This is a genomic window from Oscillibacter sp. (assembly GCF_031978065.1).
Lineage (GTDB): Bacteria > Bacillota > Clostridia > Oscillospirales > Oscillospiraceae > Oscillibacter.
On sequence record NZ_DALZCH010000063.1, the window covers coordinates 1 to 19,536 of the forward strand.

Annotated in this window: 18 protein-coding genes; 11 read left to right on the forward strand and 7 right to left on the reverse strand. The window is 56.9% G+C overall.

The window, feature by feature from the left end:
- The 7 genes from RTK01_RS10425 to RTK01_RS10455 form a co-directional block, all read right to left on the reverse strand.
- Positions 1-394 (reverse strand): helix-turn-helix domain-containing protein (locus RTK01_RS10425; RefSeq protein WP_312280904.1); only part of this gene is annotated, 394 nt, incomplete at its 3' end.
- On the reverse strand, positions 378-3,512 hold the full coding sequence (locus RTK01_RS10430) for an efflux RND transporter permease subunit (protein ID WP_312280905.1): 3,135 nt from the start codon (positions 3,510-3,512) through the stop codon (positions 378-380). The genes RTK01_RS10425 and RTK01_RS10430, both read right to left, overlap by 17 nt.
- Positions 3,509-4,732 (reverse strand): efflux RND transporter periplasmic adaptor subunit, encoded by a 1,224-nt coding sequence (locus tag RTK01_RS10435; protein WP_312280906.1) that lies wholly within the window; start codon positions 4,730-4,732, stop codon positions 3,509-3,511. Before RTK01_RS10435 ends, RTK01_RS10430 begins: the two co-directional genes overlap by 4 nt.
- Positions 4,733-4,759: 27 nt before the next feature.
- On the reverse strand, positions 4,760-6,121 hold the full coding sequence (locus RTK01_RS10440; RefSeq protein WP_312280907.1) for a TolC family protein: 1,362 nt from the start codon (positions 6,119-6,121) through the stop codon (positions 4,760-4,762).
- A 243-nt stretch (positions 6,122-6,364) separates the two neighbouring features.
- Positions 6,365-7,876: an AAA family ATPase gene (locus RTK01_RS10445; protein ID WP_312280908.1), complete on the reverse strand. Its 1,512-nt coding sequence runs from the start codon at positions 7,874-7,876 to the stop codon at positions 6,365-6,367.
- Between the two features lie 12 nt (positions 7,877-7,888).
- Positions 7,889-9,283: a DUF2201 family putative metallopeptidase gene (locus tag RTK01_RS10450; RefSeq protein WP_312280909.1), complete on the reverse strand. Its 1,395-nt coding sequence runs from the start codon at positions 9,281-9,283 to the stop codon at positions 7,889-7,891.
- Between the two features lie 12 nt (positions 9,284-9,295).
- Positions 9,296-10,291 carry a leucine-rich repeat protein gene (locus tag RTK01_RS10455; protein ID WP_312280910.1) on the reverse strand — a complete coding sequence of 332 codons (996 nt, stop codon included), beginning with the start codon at positions 10,289-10,291 and terminating at the stop codon, positions 9,296-9,298.
- A gap of 224 nt (positions 10,292-10,515) precedes the next feature.
- On the opposite strand from RTK01_RS10455, the gene RTK01_RS10460 reads away from it, so the two are divergent.
- The 11 genes from RTK01_RS10460 to RTK01_RS10510 all read left to right on the forward strand — a co-directional run.
- Positions 10,516-10,890 carry a GntR family transcriptional regulator gene (locus tag RTK01_RS10460; RefSeq protein ID WP_312280911.1) on the forward strand — a complete coding sequence of 125 codons (375 nt, stop codon included), beginning with the start codon at positions 10,516-10,518 and terminating at the stop codon, positions 10,888-10,890.
- A gap of 3 nt (positions 10,891-10,893) precedes the next feature.
- Positions 10,894-11,745, forward strand: a complete 852-nt coding sequence (locus RTK01_RS10465; protein ID WP_312280912.1) for an ABC transporter ATP-binding protein — start codon at positions 10,894-10,896, stop codon at positions 11,743-11,745.
- Positions 11,742-12,359, forward strand: a complete 618-nt coding sequence (locus RTK01_RS10470; RefSeq protein WP_312280913.1) for an ABC-2 transporter permease — start codon at positions 11,742-11,744, stop codon at positions 12,357-12,359. Before RTK01_RS10465 ends, RTK01_RS10470 begins: the two co-directional genes overlap by 4 nt.
- A gap of 348 nt (positions 12,360-12,707) precedes the next feature.
- Positions 12,708-13,532, forward strand: a complete 825-nt coding sequence (locus RTK01_RS10475) for a transketolase (protein ID WP_312280914.1) — start codon at positions 12,708-12,710, stop codon at positions 13,530-13,532.
- Entirely contained in the window at positions 13,532-14,515 is a 984-nt protein-coding gene (locus RTK01_RS10480; protein WP_312280915.1) for a transketolase C-terminal domain-containing protein, read from the forward strand. The genes RTK01_RS10475 and RTK01_RS10480 overlap by 1 nt, the downstream gene beginning before the upstream one ends.
- A gap of 13 nt (positions 14,516-14,528) precedes the next feature.
- Positions 14,529-15,596 carry a zinc-binding dehydrogenase gene (locus RTK01_RS10485; protein WP_312280916.1) on the forward strand — a complete coding sequence of 356 codons (1,068 nt, stop codon included), beginning with the start codon at positions 14,529-14,531 and terminating at the stop codon, positions 15,594-15,596.
- Positions 15,593-16,060, forward strand: a complete 468-nt coding sequence (locus tag RTK01_RS10490; RefSeq protein WP_312280917.1) for a DNA-binding protein — start codon at positions 15,593-15,595, stop codon at positions 16,058-16,060. Before RTK01_RS10485 ends, RTK01_RS10490 begins: the two co-directional genes overlap by 4 nt.
- Before the next feature lie 59 nt (positions 16,061-16,119).
- On the forward strand, positions 16,120-17,151 hold the full coding sequence (locus RTK01_RS10495) for a TRAP transporter substrate-binding protein (RefSeq protein ID WP_312280918.1): 1,032 nt from the start codon (positions 16,120-16,122) through the stop codon (positions 17,149-17,151).
- An 84-nt stretch (positions 17,152-17,235) separates the two neighbouring features.
- Positions 17,236-17,748 (forward strand): TRAP transporter small permease, encoded by a 513-nt coding sequence (locus RTK01_RS10500; protein ID WP_312280919.1) that lies wholly within the window; start codon positions 17,236-17,238, stop codon positions 17,746-17,748.
- 2 nt (positions 17,749-17,750) lie between these two features.
- Positions 17,751-19,025: a TRAP transporter large permease gene (locus tag RTK01_RS10505; RefSeq protein WP_294855865.1), complete on the forward strand. Its 1,275-nt coding sequence runs from the start codon at positions 17,751-17,753 to the stop codon at positions 19,023-19,025.
- A gap of 91 nt (positions 19,026-19,116) precedes the next feature.
- Positions 19,117-19,536 (forward strand): NAD(P)-binding domain-containing protein (locus RTK01_RS10510; RefSeq protein WP_312280920.1); only part of this gene is annotated, 420 nt, incomplete at its 3' end.

Genomic DNA, 19,536 nt, shown 5'->3' on the forward strand with positions numbered 1-19,536 from the left:
GTTCCAAGATGGCCGCCATATCCCCTGCAAGGTCATCCACCACTGTCTCCAGCGCGTCAATGGAATCCCGGGTAAAAACCCGCACGACCTCGTTGAAATCAACGTTTCCGGCCATATCCAGCATCATTTCGACATAAAGCTCCATCTGATCTGAAAAGGAGCTGTCCCGGTTGAAGATGGACGCAATTTCCTCTTTTATCTCACGGATTTTCATCTCGCAGGATGCGACAAGCAGTTCTGTTTTAGAGGCAAAATACTCATAGATAGTAGATTTTCCGATCCCGGCCCGGGCTGCAATTTCCGACATAGAGGCTCCGTCCACGCCCCGGAGGCCAAACTCCGTCAGCTCAGAGCGTAATATGTCGGCGCGGCGCCGGTCACTGATCTTCGACACTGAGGATCTCCTCCTTCTTTTCCGGCGCGTATTTCCCTCTTTTGGCCGCGCGTTTATCAGAAATTCTTTGTCTGAAACTGTCCAAAATACTGTAATACACGGGCGTAAACAGCAGCGTTACAACGGTGGAAAGCAGCATGCCTGTAATCATCGCGATGGCCATGGGCTTCATCATTTCGGCCCCCTCGCCCATGCCCACGGCCATGGGCAGAAGGCCCAGAACCGTTGTGAGCATGGTCATCATCACAGGCCGGACACGGCGGGGACATGCCTTCAAAATCGCCTCGTCCTTCTCCTCGCCCCGCAGGCGGCGGATTTTGATGTAATCCACCAGAACAATGGCAGAGTTGACCACCGTTCCTGCCAGCATAATCACGCTGACCAGAGAGACGATGGAGATTTTCATGCCGAACAGGAACTGCGTGGATAGCGACCCCAGCAAACTCACCGGCAAAATCATCATGACGATGACCGGCATCAGGAACGACTCAAACTGGGACGCCAGCACGAAATACACCAGACCCAGCGCCACGATCAACGCGGTGCCCAGACTCTGGAAGGAGTCCATCATGTCGCTGCTCTCGCCCGCCATCTCCACAGTGATTCCCTCCGGGGGCTGGTAACTGTCCACCACTGTTTTGACGGACTTTGCAATACCCATCGCGTCGTCGGTGCGGCTGTCGCCGGTAACGGTGATGGTGCGGCTCTGATTCTGGCGGATGATGGTCTGAGGAGCCATCACCACCTCCACGTCTGCCACCATATTCAAGGGAACGGCGCTGCCCGTGGGCGTGGTAATCAGCATAGAACGCAGCGCGTCCAGACTTTTGCCCGCGTCGGCCTCGCCCCGGACCACCACATCGATCTCCTCGCCGTTTACCTTAAGAATCGTGGCAGTGGACCCGGTGAGTTGGCTGCGCACGGCGGTACCGATGGTGGCGGCGGTAAGTCCGTACTGCGCGGCCACATCCCGACGCAGCGTCACGTCCACCTCCGGCACCTGATCCCCGGCGCTGGATTTCAGATCCATCGCGTCGGGCACGCCGTCGGCAATTTGCTTCAAAAGGTCGTCCGCCGCCGCTTTCAGCTCATCGTAATTGTCTCCGGAAAGGGTGAGCTGGATGGGCTGCCCGCTCATGGCGGACATATCCATCATGCCTGCGGAGGACACGGTGATTTCCGACCCGGCAATATCCCGCAAATCCTCCCGCAGCCCGTCTCCGATCTCCTCGGCGGAGCGGTGGCGATCCCCGATGGAAACGAGATTCAGTGTCACGGAGGTAGAGTTGTCGCCAGTCATGCTGCTCATGGTACCACCGCCGGTGGTATAGTAAATATCTTTGATTTCCGGAACGGTATCCATGGCGATGTCCACCACCTGCTCGGCGATGTGCTGCGCTTCCTCCGTCTCGGTTCCGGTGGGAAGGCTTACGGTGACGGTGACGCTGCTCTGGTCCATAGAAGGCATCATCTCAAAACCCGAGAATGCAATGATGCCGATGAAAATCACGATCATGGCAAGGGTTGCCAGCATGGCCCGCTTGCGGTGATGGATAAAGTAGTCCAGCTTTTTTACATACCAGTCCGTCAGGCGGTTTCTTTTCGGTTTTTTCGCCGCTTCCATAACCTGAGCGTTGGCCTTCAGGTCCTTCCGACCCCGGCCCAGCAGCATATAGCTCAAAAGTGGCACAATGGTCAGCGCCACAATCAGGGACATGCCGATCAGGGTGCAGATAGTCAGGCAGAAGTCGTAGAACATCATACCGACAATTCCGTCGGTGAGGCCCAGAGGGAGAAACACCGCCACAGTGGTCAGCGTGGAGGCCACGATGGACAAAGACACCTCTCCCGTCCCCTTGGTACAGGCGGAGTAGTTGTCGTGTCCTTCTGCGCGGTAATGAAAAATATTTTCCAGCACCACGATGGAGTTATCCACAATCATACCCACACCCATGGCCACGCCGCCAAGGCTCATCATGTTTAGCGTGATGCCCAGCACCCGCATCAAAAGAAATACTGACACGATACAAAGGGGCATGGACACGGAGATGACCATGGTTGCGCCCCAGTCCCGCAGGAACACGAACAGCACCAGCGCCGCCAGCAGCACGCCCATAATAATATTGGAAATTGCGCTGTCCACAGACATATTAATATAGTCGCTCTGGTCCATCAGCACGGACCACTCCAAGGTCGGATTCTCCTGCGCAATGTCCTCCATGGCCGCGCTCACGCTTCTGGCGGTGACCACGGTGTTCACGTCAGACTGCTTGTTCACGGACAAGACCACGCAGTCCTCCCCGCCCACCCGGGCGATGGTAGTCCGATCTTCAGGCTTGAGATAGACGTTTGCCACCTCTCCCAGCCGGACGGAACCGCCGGTGGGCAGGGGGATCAGGCAGTTGGCCACGTCCTCCGCGGAGGAAAACTGGCCATCGGTCCGCACGGACAGGGTGTTTGCCCCATTGTCCACGCTGCCGGCGGGAATGGCCACGTTTTCCGCCGAGAGAATCTGGGCGATATAGGACAGAGACAGGCCGTAGCCCGCCAGCTTCTCCGTGTAAGTTTCCACGGCAATCTCATTTTCAAAGCCGCCCTCCACGTCCACGGAGGCCACACCCTCGATGCGCTCCAGCGCGGGGGAAATGGTGTCGTCTGCCACAGTCTGGAGAGATGCCAGATCGCTGCCCCGCAGGGCAATGACCATAACGGGCATGGCATCCATATCCATGGCCATCATCACCGGGTCGCTGGCCCCGTCGGGCAGGGAGCTTTTCGCCATGCCCACCTTGTCCCGCAGATCCGTCATAGCACTGTCCAAATCGGTACTGTCGGTAAAGGTCACCAGCACCATGGACATATTTTCAACAGAGTAGGACTGAAGTTCATCCATACCGGCCACCGTTGCGCATGCGCTTTCCAGCGGGACGGTGACCAGATTCTCCACCTCCTGCGGACCCGCCTGATAGGTGGAATACATCAACACCATCGGAAGCTCAATGTCCGGCATCAGCGACAAAGGCAATTGGGAAAAGCCCATCACGCCGAAGATTGCCACCATCACGCAGGCCATGATAGTGGTAACCTTATGGCGAATGGAAAATGAAACGATATTCATGCCGCCTTGCCCTCCGCGCTTTGGGCCGCGGACTGAGAAGAGGCCGCGGCAGAGGAGGCCGCGCCGCTTTCAGCACCGGACGTGTCCGAGTCGGAGGTGTCCGCCCCGACTTCCGGCGCAGGGGCGTTGGTGACGCGGACGGGGGCTCCGTCGCTGAGATAGCTCTGCCCCCGCGTCACAAGCTGCTCGCCGCCGTGAAGCCCGGAGGTAATCTCCGTCTGCTTCTCACCCACAAGACCGGTGGTCACGTTTACCTGATAGGCCGTATCGCCGTCCACCACATAGACAGAACGGTTTCCGTCCTCTCCCGTAAGAATCGCTTCCGTGGGAATGAGCACCGTGCCCGTCCGAGAATCCGTACGGAAGGTGGCCCGGGCAAACATGCCGATGGAGACTTTCATATCCTTGGGCAAATCAATATGTACCTCATACAATGCCGAGGGCAGGCTGACGGCGGAGGCCACGGAGGCCACCGTTCCCTGCACTGCCTCCTCTCCCACGGAGGGAATGTTGATTTCCACTGCATCGCCTACGCCGATAGAGGGCTGCAGCGTCTCGGAGACGTTCACAACCACCTGAGGACGGCCGATCTCGGAAATCACCGCCCCCACGGTGCCGGGACCCACGGCCACTCCGGCGGTTACGCTGACGCTGGAAACGGTTCCGGCGATGGGAGCCGTGACAGTGGGGCTGTTCAAAATATCCCACACATCGTCCAGACCCATCTGGGTCAGGGTGCTCTTGCGGGCGTTTTCCGCTTGCAAAAGCCCCAGCTTTGCCTGATCTACCTGATTCTGGCTCACCGCCCCAAGGGCAAACAGTGCCTGAAGATTTTCATAGCCCTCCCGCGCCTGACTGACTTGTTCGTCCAGAAGCTCCCGTGTGCCGGAATAGGTCTCCAGCGCGCTGCCGTAGGTATCCCGCAAGTCGGCGGTGTCCAGCGTAAACAGTGCGTCCCCGGCGGCCACGGCGTCGCCGGCCTTGGCCGTCACGCTTTTGACCTTACAGGAAACCTTGCTCAAAACCGGCACGTTGCGGTTGGCGGTGACGCTGCCGGTGACGGTGCTCTCAGTGGCGATGTCGCCCAACTCCACCGTTTGGATTTCCACGGCGGTGCCCTTGACCTCCTCCTCAGAGGAATCGCCCGCCTGGCCGCAGCCCGCCAGCGTACCCAGCAGCAGCGCCGCCGTCAGCAGCGCGGAAAGAGATTTTGTTTTCATAGTGCTCTCCTTTATTTCTAACCGATCTTACACAAGACCGTACTTTATGGCGCTTTCATAGGCATGATAGGCGCTGAACAGGCTGCGCTGGGCCGTATTCAAATCGTCCTGCGCACTGTCAAAATTGCTCTTGGCGGCAAGGTATTCCTCGTGAGACGCCATTCCAAGCTCATACTTCTTGGCGGCGATATCAAAAGTCCTTTGCTGAAAATCCACGGTCTCCTGCGCCGCGCTCACCAGCCGGACATTCTCCGGCACAGCCATGCAAACGCCCTTAAAGCCGGAAGCGAAGCTGTTTTGCGCCGCAGTACGCGCCTGCTTATTCACGGGGCCGGAATCCTCCCCAAAGGCGATCTCCGCATTGGCCACGTCTACATTTCGGGCAGAGGCGGCGCTCAGCATCTTGTCATAATCCACGGCGTCCAACTCCGCCTGAGTGGGTACGGGCAGCCCGCCCAGCTTCACCGAGCCGCTTAGCTTCATGTCACACATGCCCTCCAGCAGCAGCTTGTTGGTGGTCACCTGATACTTCAATGCCTCCAACTGGCTGGCAACCTGCGCCCGCTGATGGCGGATGCTCTCCACATCGTAAGCGGAGGCCATGCCCAGCTCCTGCTGCTTTTCAGCGATTGCCACAGCCCGGTCCAAAGCATCCAGCCCCCGCTGCACGGCGGGCAGCGCATCCTCCATAGCAACAACGCCTATGTAAAGCTGTTCCGCGCCGCTGATTACCTTTTCAATGGCGTTGTTTAGGGTGTTTTTGGTGCTGGCCATGGTATTATCCACGTTGATGACCTGTGAAAAATTTTGCGCAACCGCGCTTTGCAGCGAAATAACATTTGCATTCAGCGCGATGCTGAGCGCCTGATAGACCCTTGAGTCAAGAACTCCGTCATCCATCGCGCTTTCCACCATTCCAAGGGCCTCGCTGGTGCTGGAAAGCATTTCCCGCAGCGTCCCGCCGGCGCTCCACAGGCTGTCCTGCGTCATGCCGTTTACATCCATAATCTGCGCTTTCAGGGATTGAATGGTGGGGTTATAATTCAGCATCGCCCCCCGCAGGTTTTCAAAGCTGATGCCACTGGCGCTGTTTTTCGGGTTTAACTGAAGATTTTGCACACTGCTGCCAATCAAAACATCCACCGAGGCAGCGGGAGCCGTGTCCCCCGTCTGTCCAGACGCGGAAGCATCCGGGCTTGTAGCATCCGTCTGCCCGGAAGAAGTGGCGGGCAGCGCATCCGTTCCCGCGTCTGTCCCCGCTGCATCCGTTCCGGGGGAGGAAGACGCGGCTGTCTCCGCCGAGGACTGAACGCGGTCGTCCGCCAGCACCGGCAGCGCGACGGCCATCGTCAGCAGGGCCGCCAATAGCAGCGCTAAGGTTCGTTTCATACAGATCTCCTTTTGTCTGCGCGAGGCGCAAAGTTAGTAGTTGCTAAGTCTCCGACCGACCGTTCGGTCGGAGATATTCATTATAGGCGTGAGGTCCTTGTCTGTCAAGGAAATTTTCTCCTCTTGCGCACTTTCTTAACGACCCGGAGCGGAAAGTGAGAAGCGCTTCCAAATTCCATCCGGTTGCGTGCTTTCACGCAAAATCACCGGGGACCCGCCGCATCGGGTCCCCGGTAATTTTATTTACTCTCCCGACCGCTCCGCCGCAATCTCCCGGCGAAGCCGGGCGCGGCGGTCATCAAGCAGCAGCTCCTTATTGTGGCGGTAGTATGCCTCACAGCCAAAATGCTCCACAAACCAGGAGGTGTCGTACCCGGCGGTGATCTCCGTCACAAAGACCACCAGCTCTTGCGAGTCGCCGAAGGCCTCCTCCAAAAAGCGGAACACATTGTCAAAGCGGCGGCCTGTATCTTCCGCGATGGCTGCACGGGCCTTCACTTCCGCCCCAAACCATTCCCGTACCGCGTCCATGGCCAGCTCGTCGCTCACGGCTTCGTCCGCCAGATTCTGCCGATAGCGGACTAAGGCATCCAGCTCTCGCTGCTCCAGAGCATGGCGTTCCTTATCCGTCTGCCCCGCGGCGGCAGCACGGCGCATAGCCTCCCGGCGGGCATCCTCCAGCGCCAGCATAGCTTCCGCCGCCCCGGTTCCCGCCGCAAGACGGGCTTTGAACGCAATGAGATCGGCGTGGAGCAGCTCCGTCAGCGCGTCCTGCATGCGGACGCGGTTCGCCTCCCCGCCAAGACGGCCCAGAAGCAACCCCAGCACCGATAGCTTTTCGTCAAAGGGGGCGGAGCGCAGCTCGGAAACGGACACGGCGACCCATTTCCCTTCCAATATCTCATCCACCCGCCAGGTCCGCTGATACTTGGTGTAAAGCTCCAGATACCCGGCAAAATCCCGAGCGATGCGGGGAAGCTGGATATACTGCCCCACCACCTCGGCCCCGGCCCGCAGGCCCAACGTCTCATAGGCATAGAGCAGTTCACTCAAATCCTCCCACCCTCGGGCCGTGGCAAACTGCACGCCGTCCACCGTGGTTTCGATGCGGTAAAAATGCTCACGTTTGCTGTCAAGATACGACACCACCGCGCCGGGAAGGCCTTTGCGGCGGGCGTATGCTTTCCAAACGGCGAAAGCCTCGGCAATGTCCATGCGGTTCACCCGGGCCAGCGTCACCACGTCGAAATCCCGGACGGAGCGGTTATACTCCGGGGGATTTCCCGCCGCGGCAATCAGCCAGCCCTCCGGCAGCTTCTGGTTGCCGAAGGTCTTGTTCTGCAAAAATTGCAGCATCATGGGGGCCAGCGTCTCGCTGACGCAGTTGATTTCATCCAGAAACAAAATTCCCTCCCGCAGACCGGTTTGCTCCATCAGGCCGTAGACCGAAGCAAGAATTTCGCTCATGGTGTACTCCGTGACAGAGAACTCTCGCCCGCCGTAAGTGCGTTTTTCAATAAACGGCAGACCCACGGCGCTCTGGCGGGTATGGTGGGTGATGGTGTAGGACACCAGTCCCACCCCCGTCTCCGCCGCAATTTGTTCCATAATCTGCGTTTTACCAATCCCTGGAGGGCCCATCAGCAGCACGGGCCGCTGGCGGTTGGCGGGAATCAGGTAGTTCCCCAGTTCGTCCTTGGCAAGGTACGCCCGCAGGGTATTTGTAAGCTCCTCTTTTGCCTGTTTGATGTTCATCCGTTTGTCTCCTTACAGCTCCGGCAGTTCCAGAAGGTCGTCCTCGTCCCGTCCGTCCGCTTCGCCGGATTTCTCCGTATGCGCCGGTTCTCCCGCCTGATGCGCGGCGATTTCCAGCTCCTGCTCCGTCAGCGTCAGATGGATGGCCCATGGCGGCACATCCACCGCCAGCGCCGGGCCCTCCGGCATCACAAACGCCGCTTCATAGGGCGGGCGCTTTTCGGGGTACCGTCCCATCCCGTCGGTAAAGTAAATCAGTCCCCGCAGTCCCGCCAGTTCCCCGGCGGCGCGCAGCTCTTCCACATAAGAAAACACAGGGCGAAAGTCGGTGGCGCTGCCGCCGACGAGGTGAAAATCCTCCATATAGGCTTTTAAATCCTTTAAATCATGGAGGGCCGTATCATCCCGCACCCGGTCATCGCACTGGAGCACCCGGATGTTCACTCGGGTGGAAAAGATTTCCGTACTTTTGAGAATCGAATAGGTGGCGGAGAGAAATTGCCGCACCAGCTCCCCCGAGGTGGACATGGAGGTGTCAATGGCGATGACAAAGTCCTCAATGCGCTTTTCCTCCCGCGTCTCCGGCGGCTCCACCAAAGGGAGATTGCCGTAAAGCCGTAATCCATAGGCATAAAAGCCGTAATCAAAGCCGTCCGCGTCCACGCCCTGCACCTCCCGGGGGACGGCAAACCGTTTGAGAAACGCCCGGTAGTCAACGCCCGGACGGTTTGCCACCTTCACCTGCTCGTACACGGCCTCGCCGCCCACGGCCCTGCCCGCCAGCACCGTTTCCATCCCCGTCTGCGCCCGCTCCGACGCGGCGCGCCACTTCTGGTCCTGACGCTCGTTTCGCTCCTGATCCTTCTTCCCCTGCGGGTCCCAAAGCCCGTGGTCATCGGCAAAAAATTCCCTCTGGAGCCGCGCCCGCTCGTATTCCGGCAGGTCCCGGCGCAATAGCTCCCGGTAAATCCCTTCAGCGGTGAGCACCTCCATGTGCTCCCGCAAACTCCCGTACAGGCTGCGGCGCATGGGCGCGGGGGCAATTCCAAGACAAGGGCTGGCCAGTCCGTCCAAAATACTTTCCACGGCAACGTCGCAGCTCAAGTCCCACAGCTCCGGTTCCCGGCCCTGCTTTTTGGCAAGATGGCGCAGCAGGCAATGGAGAATCGTGTGGAGGTACGCCCGATTGATACTCTCCGCGCCCCGCAAAAAGCGCTCAGAAAGGTAGTCCGCATCGTAATATAATTTTTCCCCATCGGTGGCGATAGCCAGCGTCATTCCGTTTGCCGGAAGAAACGCAAGACCGCTCAGCGCCGCGTCCAGATAGGGGAAATTCAGATACAGCTCGCTCTGTGCCGCCCGCAGGATATCAAGCCCGATTTCCTCCCGGGTTTTTTTCTCCGCCACAGCGCCGCCCCCTTACAAGTCAAATGATTTATGAAGCCCTCCGGAGGGTTTTTCCCGCAGGTACTCCAGCAGCAGCGCCAGCGGCTCCGTGAGCCCCAGCCGCCGGGCTGTCTCCGCCTCCGTGCGCAAAGCCCCCTCGTCCGCACCGCTCAGGGGCAGGAACCATGCAAGGCCCCGGCTGTCCCGTCCTTCAAGAAGCCACTCAAGCACGTTCCCCGTCCGGCTCTTCAAATACGTCAGATAGCGCTCGCCTGATTGTTCCGTCAGCTCCCGGGGCGTGCGCAGCCTGTGCCATGCAATGCGCAGGGCGCAGTTTGGATCGTGCTCTTTCTCCAAAAGGCCGGGAAACAGCCGGTCATACTCCTGAAGGGACAGCGCCCGGTCCCGAAACACATGGCGATAGGGATAGCCCGAGCCGTAGAGGTGAAAATCAAAGTGGTGGGCCGGAGCGTTTTCCTCCAATACCTCCCGGTACTCCGGGAAAATCAGCCGGGCGGTCCCCCCGTCGGGATAGTCCACGCTTACGTCCAGCTCTGTGGCCAGTTCGCCTGTAATATAGGAAAGGCTCTCCGCCCTGCCGTCCCGCGCCCGGATGAAAAAGTGGCGCAGATCGCCGCAGTTCATAAACACGCCGCTACCCCAATCGTTCACCGGCTCGGCAAGGTGCAGTTCTCTCAGGGCAGAGCAGTTGTAAAACGCGTAATCCCCCACCCGCCGCAGCGTGGGCGGAAGGGTCACGGCCTGAATGCCTCGTGGTTTGTCCCCCGGCGCTCCTCCGCCGCAGACAATGCGCAGAGGTTCCCCCTCCGGCGCGGGGCGGTTGGGGGAAAAAGCGTGGTGGCCCAATGCCGTCACCGGAAGGCCCCGAACCCGCTCCGGTAGGAAAACGTGCTGTTCCCCAGAGGCCACAGCCGTCACCTCCGCCCCATCGGGCGCGGGCTTCCACCAGAGCGTCAGCGCGCTCTGTCCCGTCTCCGTCTCCATGCCCTCGCCCCCTTTATATCCCATTCCGGTGCTCCTGTGGGAGCAAAGCGCCGCCGGGATATCCGCAATTCAAGCAGGCAACCGCCTGCAACGCGGACATTGTACCATAGTTTCTGCCGGTTTTACAGTGTTTTCCCCTCCGATTCCCCGGTGCGGCACAAATTGCTTGATCATTCCGAAATTTACCCCTTGACATTTTCCTTCAACTGTATATACTGTATATGAACAGTATGCGAGGTGATTACAGCTTGGAAATTTTATTGAGCAATTCCTCCAGCGCACCCATCTACGAGCAGATTGCCGCCCAGATTCGGGACCAGATTGTGGCGGGGTCGCTGGAGCAGGGGGCCGCGCTGCCCTCCATCCGGGCGCTGGCAAAAGACCTGCGCATCTCCGTCATCACCACCAAGCGAGCCTATGACGAGCTGGAAGCGGAGGGCTTTGTTTACACGGTGGCGGGCAAGGGCTGCTTTGTGGCGGAGCAGAACACGGAGCTGATCCGGGAGAACCGCCTGCGAGAAATCGAGGGCCATTTGCAGTCCGCCGCCGACCTTGCCGGAAGCTGCCGTGTCACGGACGGAGAGCTTGTTGCGATGCTGCGGATTATTTTAGAGGGGGAATGAACCATGGATGCAATTGAAATAAAGAATGTGAGCAAGCGCTTGGGCGACTTTGCCATACAGGATTTGAGCCTTGTGCTGCCTCAGGGGGCTATCTGCGGGCTGGTGGGAGAAAACGGAGCGGGAAAGACCACCGCCATTCGCCTGATTATGGACGCACTGCGGCCCGACAGCGGAGAAATCCGCGTGCTGGGCGTGGATAACCGCAGCCCGGAATTTCAGCGGGTGAAGGAGGACGTGGGCATCGTGCTGGACGAGTCTCATTTTCCCGAAACGCTGAATGCCCGGCAGGTGGGCCTCATCATGGCGGACACGTATCAGCGCTGGGACGCGGCGACTTACGACGAGTTTTTAAAGCGCTTCGGCCTGCCACTAAAAAAGGCATTTAAGGACTACTCCCGGGGCATGACCATGAAGCTTGGCATCGCCGTGGCTCTGAGCCACAGCCCAAAGCTTTTGATTCTGGACGAGGCCACTAGCGGGCTGGACCCCATTGTCCGGGACGAGATTTTGGAGATTTTTTCCGAGTTTACCCGAGATGAAACCCGCTCCATTCTTATCTCCTCCCACATCGTCAGCGATCTTGAAAAGCTGTGCGATTACATTGCGTTTCTCCACAGGGGCCGTCTGCGGCTCTCTATGGAAAAGGACGCGTTGCGGGATGAATACGGCATTGTTTCCTGCAACAAAGCGCGCCTTTCCGAGCTGCCTCAAGGGGCGGTGTTGGGCGCGGAGGAATCGCCTTACGGCGCGCGGGCGCTGGTAAAGCGGAGTTTGGTTCCCGCCTCGCTGCCGGTGGAGCGGCCCAGTCTTGAGGACATCATTTTGTTTCTGGTGAAGGGGGAAAAACAGGGATGAAGGCGCTTTTAAAAAAGGATATTTTTGTGCTTCTGCGACAAATGAAGATGTTTCTTCTGATGATTGCAATCTTTGCGGCGATTCCTCAGGGGAACATGACCGTCTTTGCAATTGTCTACTGCGGCATGCTGCCCTATACCGCCATGGCCTATGACGAACGAAGCAAATGGGACGATTTGGCCGCCATGATGCCCTATAGCGCCAGTGACATGGTTATGAGCAAATATGTGCTGGGCTGGCTGGCAGTTGGCTGCGCCACGGTTTTGAGCGCTCTGAGCAATTTCCTGCTGGGGCTGTTTGTCACAACGGACTTTTCCCCGTCCTCACTGCTGCCTTACATGTGCATGGGCTTTTTGATGATGGCCATAACGATGCCCCTTATGTTCCGGTTCGGCGTGGAAAAAGGAAGAACGTTTTTTATTCTTCTGATGGTGATCGTGGCCGTGGGCGGCGCGGGTCTGGTGGCCGGACTGGTTGATTCCAGCGAGAGCGGAGAGATTCCAGCGAGGTTGCTTGGCTTTGTTCAACTCGGCATTCCTCTGTTGTCCGCCGCGCTGACGACAATTTCGATCCCCCTCTCCACAGCCATGTACAAAAAGCGCAGATACGGCTGAGAGCGCACAGCGGGACAGGATACTCTGCTGGGGGCATCAAAAGTCTGCAAAAAGAGAACATTTTCAGTCACGCTTCTATAAAGAACACATACAAAACACAGGAAATACGTAGCATTGATCGGCAGACAGCGGAAAATCGCTGTCTGCCGATTTTTTGATGCAGCTTTCCCAAAGCATGGCGCTACATTGCTCTTACGTCTTTTTGCGGAAAATTTATTAAATGTTACAAAAACAGACCTTGCTTTTCATGGATATTCATTCTTGACGCGTTTCCAGCCCGGTGATAGTATAACGTATAAACATCCTACGTTGGATGAAAAGAAGTACAAGAAGAGGAAGGGAGCTATCATGAATAAAGAAGAACTCATCGATAAAGCGTATGAAGTTCGTAAAAACGTCCTGAGAATGGCGCACGTTGACAAGCGCGGTTTTATTTCTCAATCACTGGGGGCCGCGGACTTTTTGACGGTGCTGTATTCCCACGCCATGCGGTTCCACGCCGACGATCCGAAGTGGGAAGGCCGGGACAGGTTTCTCCTCTCAGCCGGACACAATGCCATTGCCGTATACGCCGCGATGGCGGAAGAGGGCTTTTTCCCCAAGGACTGGCTGGATACCTACGGCCTTGACAACAGCCGTCTCCCCATGTCCTGCATGCCTGCCTATACGCCCGGCATCGAAATTTCCGGCGGCTCCATCGGCCTTGGACTGCCCATTGCCGTGGGCATGGCGATGGGCCTGAAATTAAAGAAATCTGATGCAAAGGTCTACGTCATGATGGGCGACGGCGAGATGACCGAGGGCCCCACCTGGGAGGCAGCCATGTCCGCCGGCGCTTATCAGCTTGACAACATTATCGGCATTGTGGACATCAACGGGATTCAGGCGGACGGCTTTACAAGCGCGGTGCTGGATACCGAGCCTTTGCACGATAAATTCAGTGCGTTCAAGTTTGATGTGCAGCGGATTAACGGCAACAGCATTACACAGGTGATGGAGGCTGTGGATAAGGCCAAAAATTCCACCGAAAAGAAACCCCACATCATTCTCTGCGATACCGTTCCCGGCACGGGAGTTCCCTTCCTCATCGGCAATCAGAAGAGCCATTTTATCAGTCTGGACGCAGAGGGCTGGGAACGGGCATTCAGCGAATTGGAAAGGGGTAAGGACTAATGAGCAACGGTATCAAAAGTGTGATCAGCGACTCCAATGTCGTGACAAATCATCCGACCATGGCGGAACCCTTTGGCAACGCTTTGATTGAGCTGGCAAAAGAAAACGACAGGATTATCGGCCTGAGCGCGGACCTCGCCAAGTATACGGACATTCATGTGTTCCGCGACGCCTTTCCCCAGCGGTTTTATAACGTCGGCATGTCCGAGCAGCTTCTGATGTGTGCCGCCGGAGGCTTGGCTAAGGAGGGGTTTATTCCCTTTGCCACTACATACGCCACGTTTATTGCCAGAAGATGCTATGACTTCATTTCTCAGGCAATTTGCGAGCACAACACCAATGTAAAGATTATCGGCGGCCTGCCCGGTCTTCAGTCGGGCTACGGTCCCAGCCATCAGGCCACAGACGATTTAGCCATCCTTGGCTCCATGCCCAATCTGACCATCATCGACCCCTGCGATGCACTGGAAATGCAGCAAGCCACCAAAGCGGTCGCCGCTTTTAACGGCCCTGTGTATATGCGTTTACTGCGGGGAAACCGTGTACCTGTTGTTCTGGACAAATATGATTATCAGTTTGAAATCGGCAAGGCCAAGCTGCTGCGGGACGGCGCCGACGTGTTGATGATCTCCTGCGGCGAGATGACCATGCGCTGTCTGGATGCGGCGGAGGCTCTGGAAAAAGACAATATCCACGCGGCAGTTCTGCATGTTCCCACCATTAAGCCCTTGGACAGAGAAACCATTCTGGCGGAGGTGAAGAAATCCGGCCGTCTGGTGGTTACCGCCGAAAACCACAGCATTGTGGGCGGCTTGGGCAGTTTGGTCGCCAATCTGCTGGTGGACGAGCAGGTGTCCGCCGTTTTGAAGAAGATTGCCCTGCCCGACCGGTATCTGGCGGCAGGTACGCTTGAAACTTTGCAGGATACCTACGAAATTTCCACCAGAGCGGTGATTTCGCAGGTGAAATCGTATCTGAACTAAGGAGGAGCGCACTTTGAAGGGAACAATGCGCGGCCTTGTCAAGGAGAGTGCGGCGCCGGGAAAGTTTGTTTATCATACCGACCTGCCCATTCCACAGATTGACGACGATGAGGTGCTGATCAAGATTCACTGCACCGCCGTGTGCGGTACCGATTTGCACATTATGGATTGGGACAAATGGTCTCAGGCGCGGATTAATCCTCCGCTGATTCCCGGCCATGAGATGGCGGGCGATATTGTCGAGGTGGGCAAGAATGTCCACGACCGCAAGGTGGGCGACCGGGTTTCCTGCGAAACACACATTCCTTGCAATCACTGCTGGTTTTGCAAAAACGGTCTGCCCCATATCTGCAAGGATGTCAAGCTGTTCGGCGTGACGGAAAACGGCGCGTTTGCCGAATATTCCAAGATTCGGGCAGACAGCACCTTCCTGCTGGACGACGACATCTCCTATGAGACAGCCTGTCTGTTCGAGCCCATGGGCGCGGGCGTGCATGGCGTTGAAAGCGCCGAGGTAGCGGGCAAAACCGTTCTTGTCAGCGGCTGCGGCCCCATTGGGCTGACGGCCATCAGCGCCAGCAAAACCTTTGGTGCAAAGCTGGTCATTGCCTGCGATTTGGTGGACGAGCGCTTGGAAACAGCCCGGGAGATGGGGGCCGACGTGGTTTTGAACAGCGGCAAGTGTAATTTGGTTGAGGAAATCCACAAGCTGACCGACGGAATCGGCGTAGATGCCGCCATTGATATTACCGGCGCGGAACTTGCCATCAGCGCCAGCCTGCGGTGTGTCCGCGCGGCGGGCAGGCTGGTGTGCGTGGGTCTTCCCACCAAAAATGTCACGCTGGATCTCACCAATGACCTCATATACCGGGAGGTGGAGATGACCGGTGTTTCCGGCAGAAAAATTTGGGATACCTGGGCAGATTTTGAAACCGTGATGAAGGGACCCTACTACAAGCTGGATAAGGTCATCGGACGGCGTTTTGCGCTGAAGGAGTTTGACAAGGCGCTGGAGGCGATTCAAAGCGGCGTCCCCGGAAAGATGATGATTTATCCCGGAAAGGAGCCGCTGGAAGTATGAAACACGCAGAGGGAACTCTCAAAAAGGTGCACGTGTTAAGAATCGAACCGGACGAAGACGTTCTGCTGTCCATTCAAAAATTCTGTGACGAACACCATATCCTCAGCGGCATTATCCTTTCCGGCATCGGCAGTCTGGACGGCTGCACCTTTTTCGACCCGCAGGAGATGCCGGGCAAACCGGGGCTTTACGGCTATGTAACCCCCATCAGCAAGCCCACCCCCATCGAACTGGTGGGCCTGAACGGAATTGTTTGCGGCGAAGCCGACGGGAAAGCCGCGCCCCACATTCACGCCTGCTTTGCCGATGCCGAGGGCAACGAATACGGCGGGCATCTCAAAGAGGGAAACCGGGTGCTTGTAACGGTGGAACTGGCAATTGCCGAATTGTCCGGCATTCGTATGTCCCGAAAGCTGGACCCCGTGAAGGCCGTTCCCGTGTTGTTTCCTGAGTTGGATCAATGATATACTAAGGCGATTTCCAAAACCACCGAATGTTATATACGTAAAGAGAGGGAAAAAACATGAAGAAGAAAATTTTAGCCGCTCTGCTGTGCGCAGCAATGAGCACCTCCCTGCTGGCCGGCTGCGGAAGCAGCTCCGGCAACGGCAACGGCAACGGCTCCGGCAGTGCCGCTGCCGTCGGGCAGAGCTACACCATGAAAATGCACCTGAGTCTCGGTGAAACCGACCCCGTGTACAAATCCGCCGAGGTCTTTGCAAAAACCGTCAATGAAAAGACTGACGGGGCCATCACCGTGGAGCTGTATCCCAGTTCTTCTCTGGGCAACACCGCAGACTGCCTCGAGGGCCTGAGCCTTGGTATCTGCAACATTGTCTATGAATCCATCGGCAATCTGGCGTCGATGTCCTCCCTCGCCAATGTGGAGGCCGCGCCCTATCTGTACTCCGGCGTCGACCACTGGAAAGCGGTGTGGGAAGGCGAAATCGGTCAGGATATTCTGACGAAGCTGGGCGAGGACTGCGGAATGACCCTGATGGGCGCGGGCTTGCAGGGCGTGCGCGTGATGTGCAGCAACAAGCGCATCGAAACTCCTGCCGACGTGGCGGGCTTTAAGCTGCGCGTCCCCACGATTCCCATTTATCTCGACACCTGGCAGTGGCTGGGTGCTACCCCCACTCCTCTGGGCGGCAGCGAAGTCTTCACCGCAATTCAGCAGGGCACCGTCAACGGCGCGGAAAACGGCCTGACCAACATCGCCAGCCTGAGCTGGGATGAAAGCTGCGATTATATCATCGAAACCAACCACGTTTACAACACGGTTTCTTTCATCATGGACAAAAATTATTTCTCCTCTCTTCCCGCCGAGTATCAAACCATCATTCAGGAGGCTTCCGTGGAAGCGGGAAAGTATTGCACCAATCTGGTGATGGACGCCACCGAGAGCGTTCGGCCCGAGGTGGAGGCCGCCGGCTGTGAGTTCATTGATACCGACGTGTCTCTCTGGCAGAAGGCCTTGGACGGCTTCCTGGAGGCGAAGTATCCCGATTTGGTCCCCTATGCGGACGCGATTAAGGCCGCTGACCCCGCCTAAACACAGGTGCCCCTAACAGAGTGGGGCTTTTGCAGTGGTGAAAGCTCCACTCTGAAAAAGCTGACAGAGGAGTTGAACAAGTCTGTGTTGACATACTACACCCGTTTTCTGGACGGCGTCCAAAGAGTAATTAAGGTGCTGGAAATAATTCTGCTGGCGGCGATTACTCTGATTATGGTTTATCAGTGCATGATGCGATATATCTTTCAAAATGCACAGCCCTGGTGTGAAGAGTTGGCCCTTTATCTCAGCATTTACAGCATTTTTCTGGGCATTCCCATTGCTGTCCGGCGTGACAGCCACCTTCAAGTGGATTTTCTTCTCGCCTTTATGTCGAAAAAATTCCGGTATCTGATTTCTGCCATCAGCTCTGTGGCTGCAATCGTTTTTATGCTTGTTTTTTGTTATTATGGCCTCAGCCTGATTCAGCATGCCACCAGCGCATCTACCACGCTGCCGCTGAAAATGCGGGATATTTATTATTCCTTCCCTGTTGGCGCGGTGCTGGTCATCCTATTCTCTGTGGAAGCTGCCGTCAGGAATTTTCTCAATTTTCTGGGCAAATCTCCTGCTGACTCTGGAAAGGAGAGCGTGTAACGATGAATGCTGGCGTTATTATTTTTGTTCTTCTGCTGGTTTTGGCCTTCGCGGGCCTGCCGATTTATCTCTCCATCGGCATTGCCACCATGGTGGCAATGATCCACGCAGGGTTCCCGCTGGAGGCGGTCGCCCAGAAAACCTTCCTTGGTATGAACTCCGCTTCCCTGCTGTGTATTCCCTTGTTCATTCTGGCGGGCAACATTATGGCGCAGGGCATCACGCAAAAGCTGATTGCCGCCGCCAACGTGCCCCTTGGCAGGGTACGGGGCAGCCTTGCCTCTGTAACTGTGCTTTCCTCGGCCTTATTCGGGGCAATCTCCGGTTCCGCGGTGGCAACGGTTGCCGCCGTCGGCGGCATGACGGTGCCTGCCATGGAGGAAGCGGGATATGACAAGAACTATTCCGTCGCCTGTGCAAGCTGCTCTTCTCTGCTAGGCCCTATGATTCCGCCTTCCATTTCTCTGGTGGTATACGCCAGCCTGACAGAGACTTCCATCCAAAAGCTCTTCATGGCCACTGCCGCGCCCGCCGTACTCTGCATGGTGTGCTTTTTGGCATATACGCTGTATTACGGCTATAAAATGAAGCTTCCGATGCAGCCTAAAACCACCACCAAAGAAAAACTGCATATCCTGAAGGATAGCATTTGGGCCCTGTTCATGCCCATTATTGTCTTGGGGCTCATCTTTGGCGGCATCTGCACCGTTTCCGAAGCCGCCGCCATCTCTGCGCTGTATGCCGCCATCGTAGGCATCTTTATTTATCGCACCATCAGCCTTAAAAACCTGATGGAGACCCTGTACGAGACAACCATTTCCGTGGCTGCCATCATGATTCTGGTGGGCCTGTCCAAGGCATCGGCCTATGTGGTGATCTCCTCTCAGCTTCCCCAGCTTTTCATGCAGGCCATGACGTCTGTGGTGTCTTCCAAGTTTATGGTGCTGCTGATTATTAATGTAATCTTCCTGATTCTGGGATGCCTGATGGAAGGCAACTGCATCATCGTGATGATGGTCCCTCTGATGCTGAGTCTGGTAAACTCTTTCGGCATCGACCTGATTCAGTTCGGCATCCTGACCTGCATCAACATCTACATCGGCTGCATCACACCGCCGGTGGGCGTATCCCTGCTGGTGGGCGCAAAGATCGGCAATGTGACCTTGGGCGGCGCTTTCAAATCATGCCTGCCGTTCTTCATCATTTCTCTGGTCATCCTCTTGATGGTTACCTATATTCCGTTCTTCACGCTGTGGCTGCCGGGCTTTCTTGCCTGACGGTAAAAGGCGCGGTAACAATACTGTATCATGCAGGAGTGGACCGTGTGTCACGGTTCACTCTTTGCACATTTTTGGAAGGTGTGTTATAATGACAAAAATAGGATTTTTAGGCCTTGGGGTCATGGGCCTGCATATGGCGCTGAATGTGGATCGGAAAATGGATCTCGAAGTAATCGGATACGACGTCGGCGAACAGCAAATGCAGCTGTACCGTGATGCAGGCGGCACTTTGGCCAACAATATTGAGGAGCTTTACAAGACCTGCGACGTAATTCTCCAGATGCTGCCTACCCACGCCATCATTCAGCACTCTGTGGAGGAAGCCATTCGGCTGGGAAAGCCGGGGCGTCTGATTGTGGATTTGTCCTCTGCCTCGCCGGACATCATTCTGGCGCTCTCGGAGAAGGCAACGGCCGCGGGGATGTTTCTGCTGGATTCTCCCGTCAGCGGCGGAAATACGATGGCAAAAGATGGAACGCTTTCCATCATGGTGGGCGGTGACCGTGCC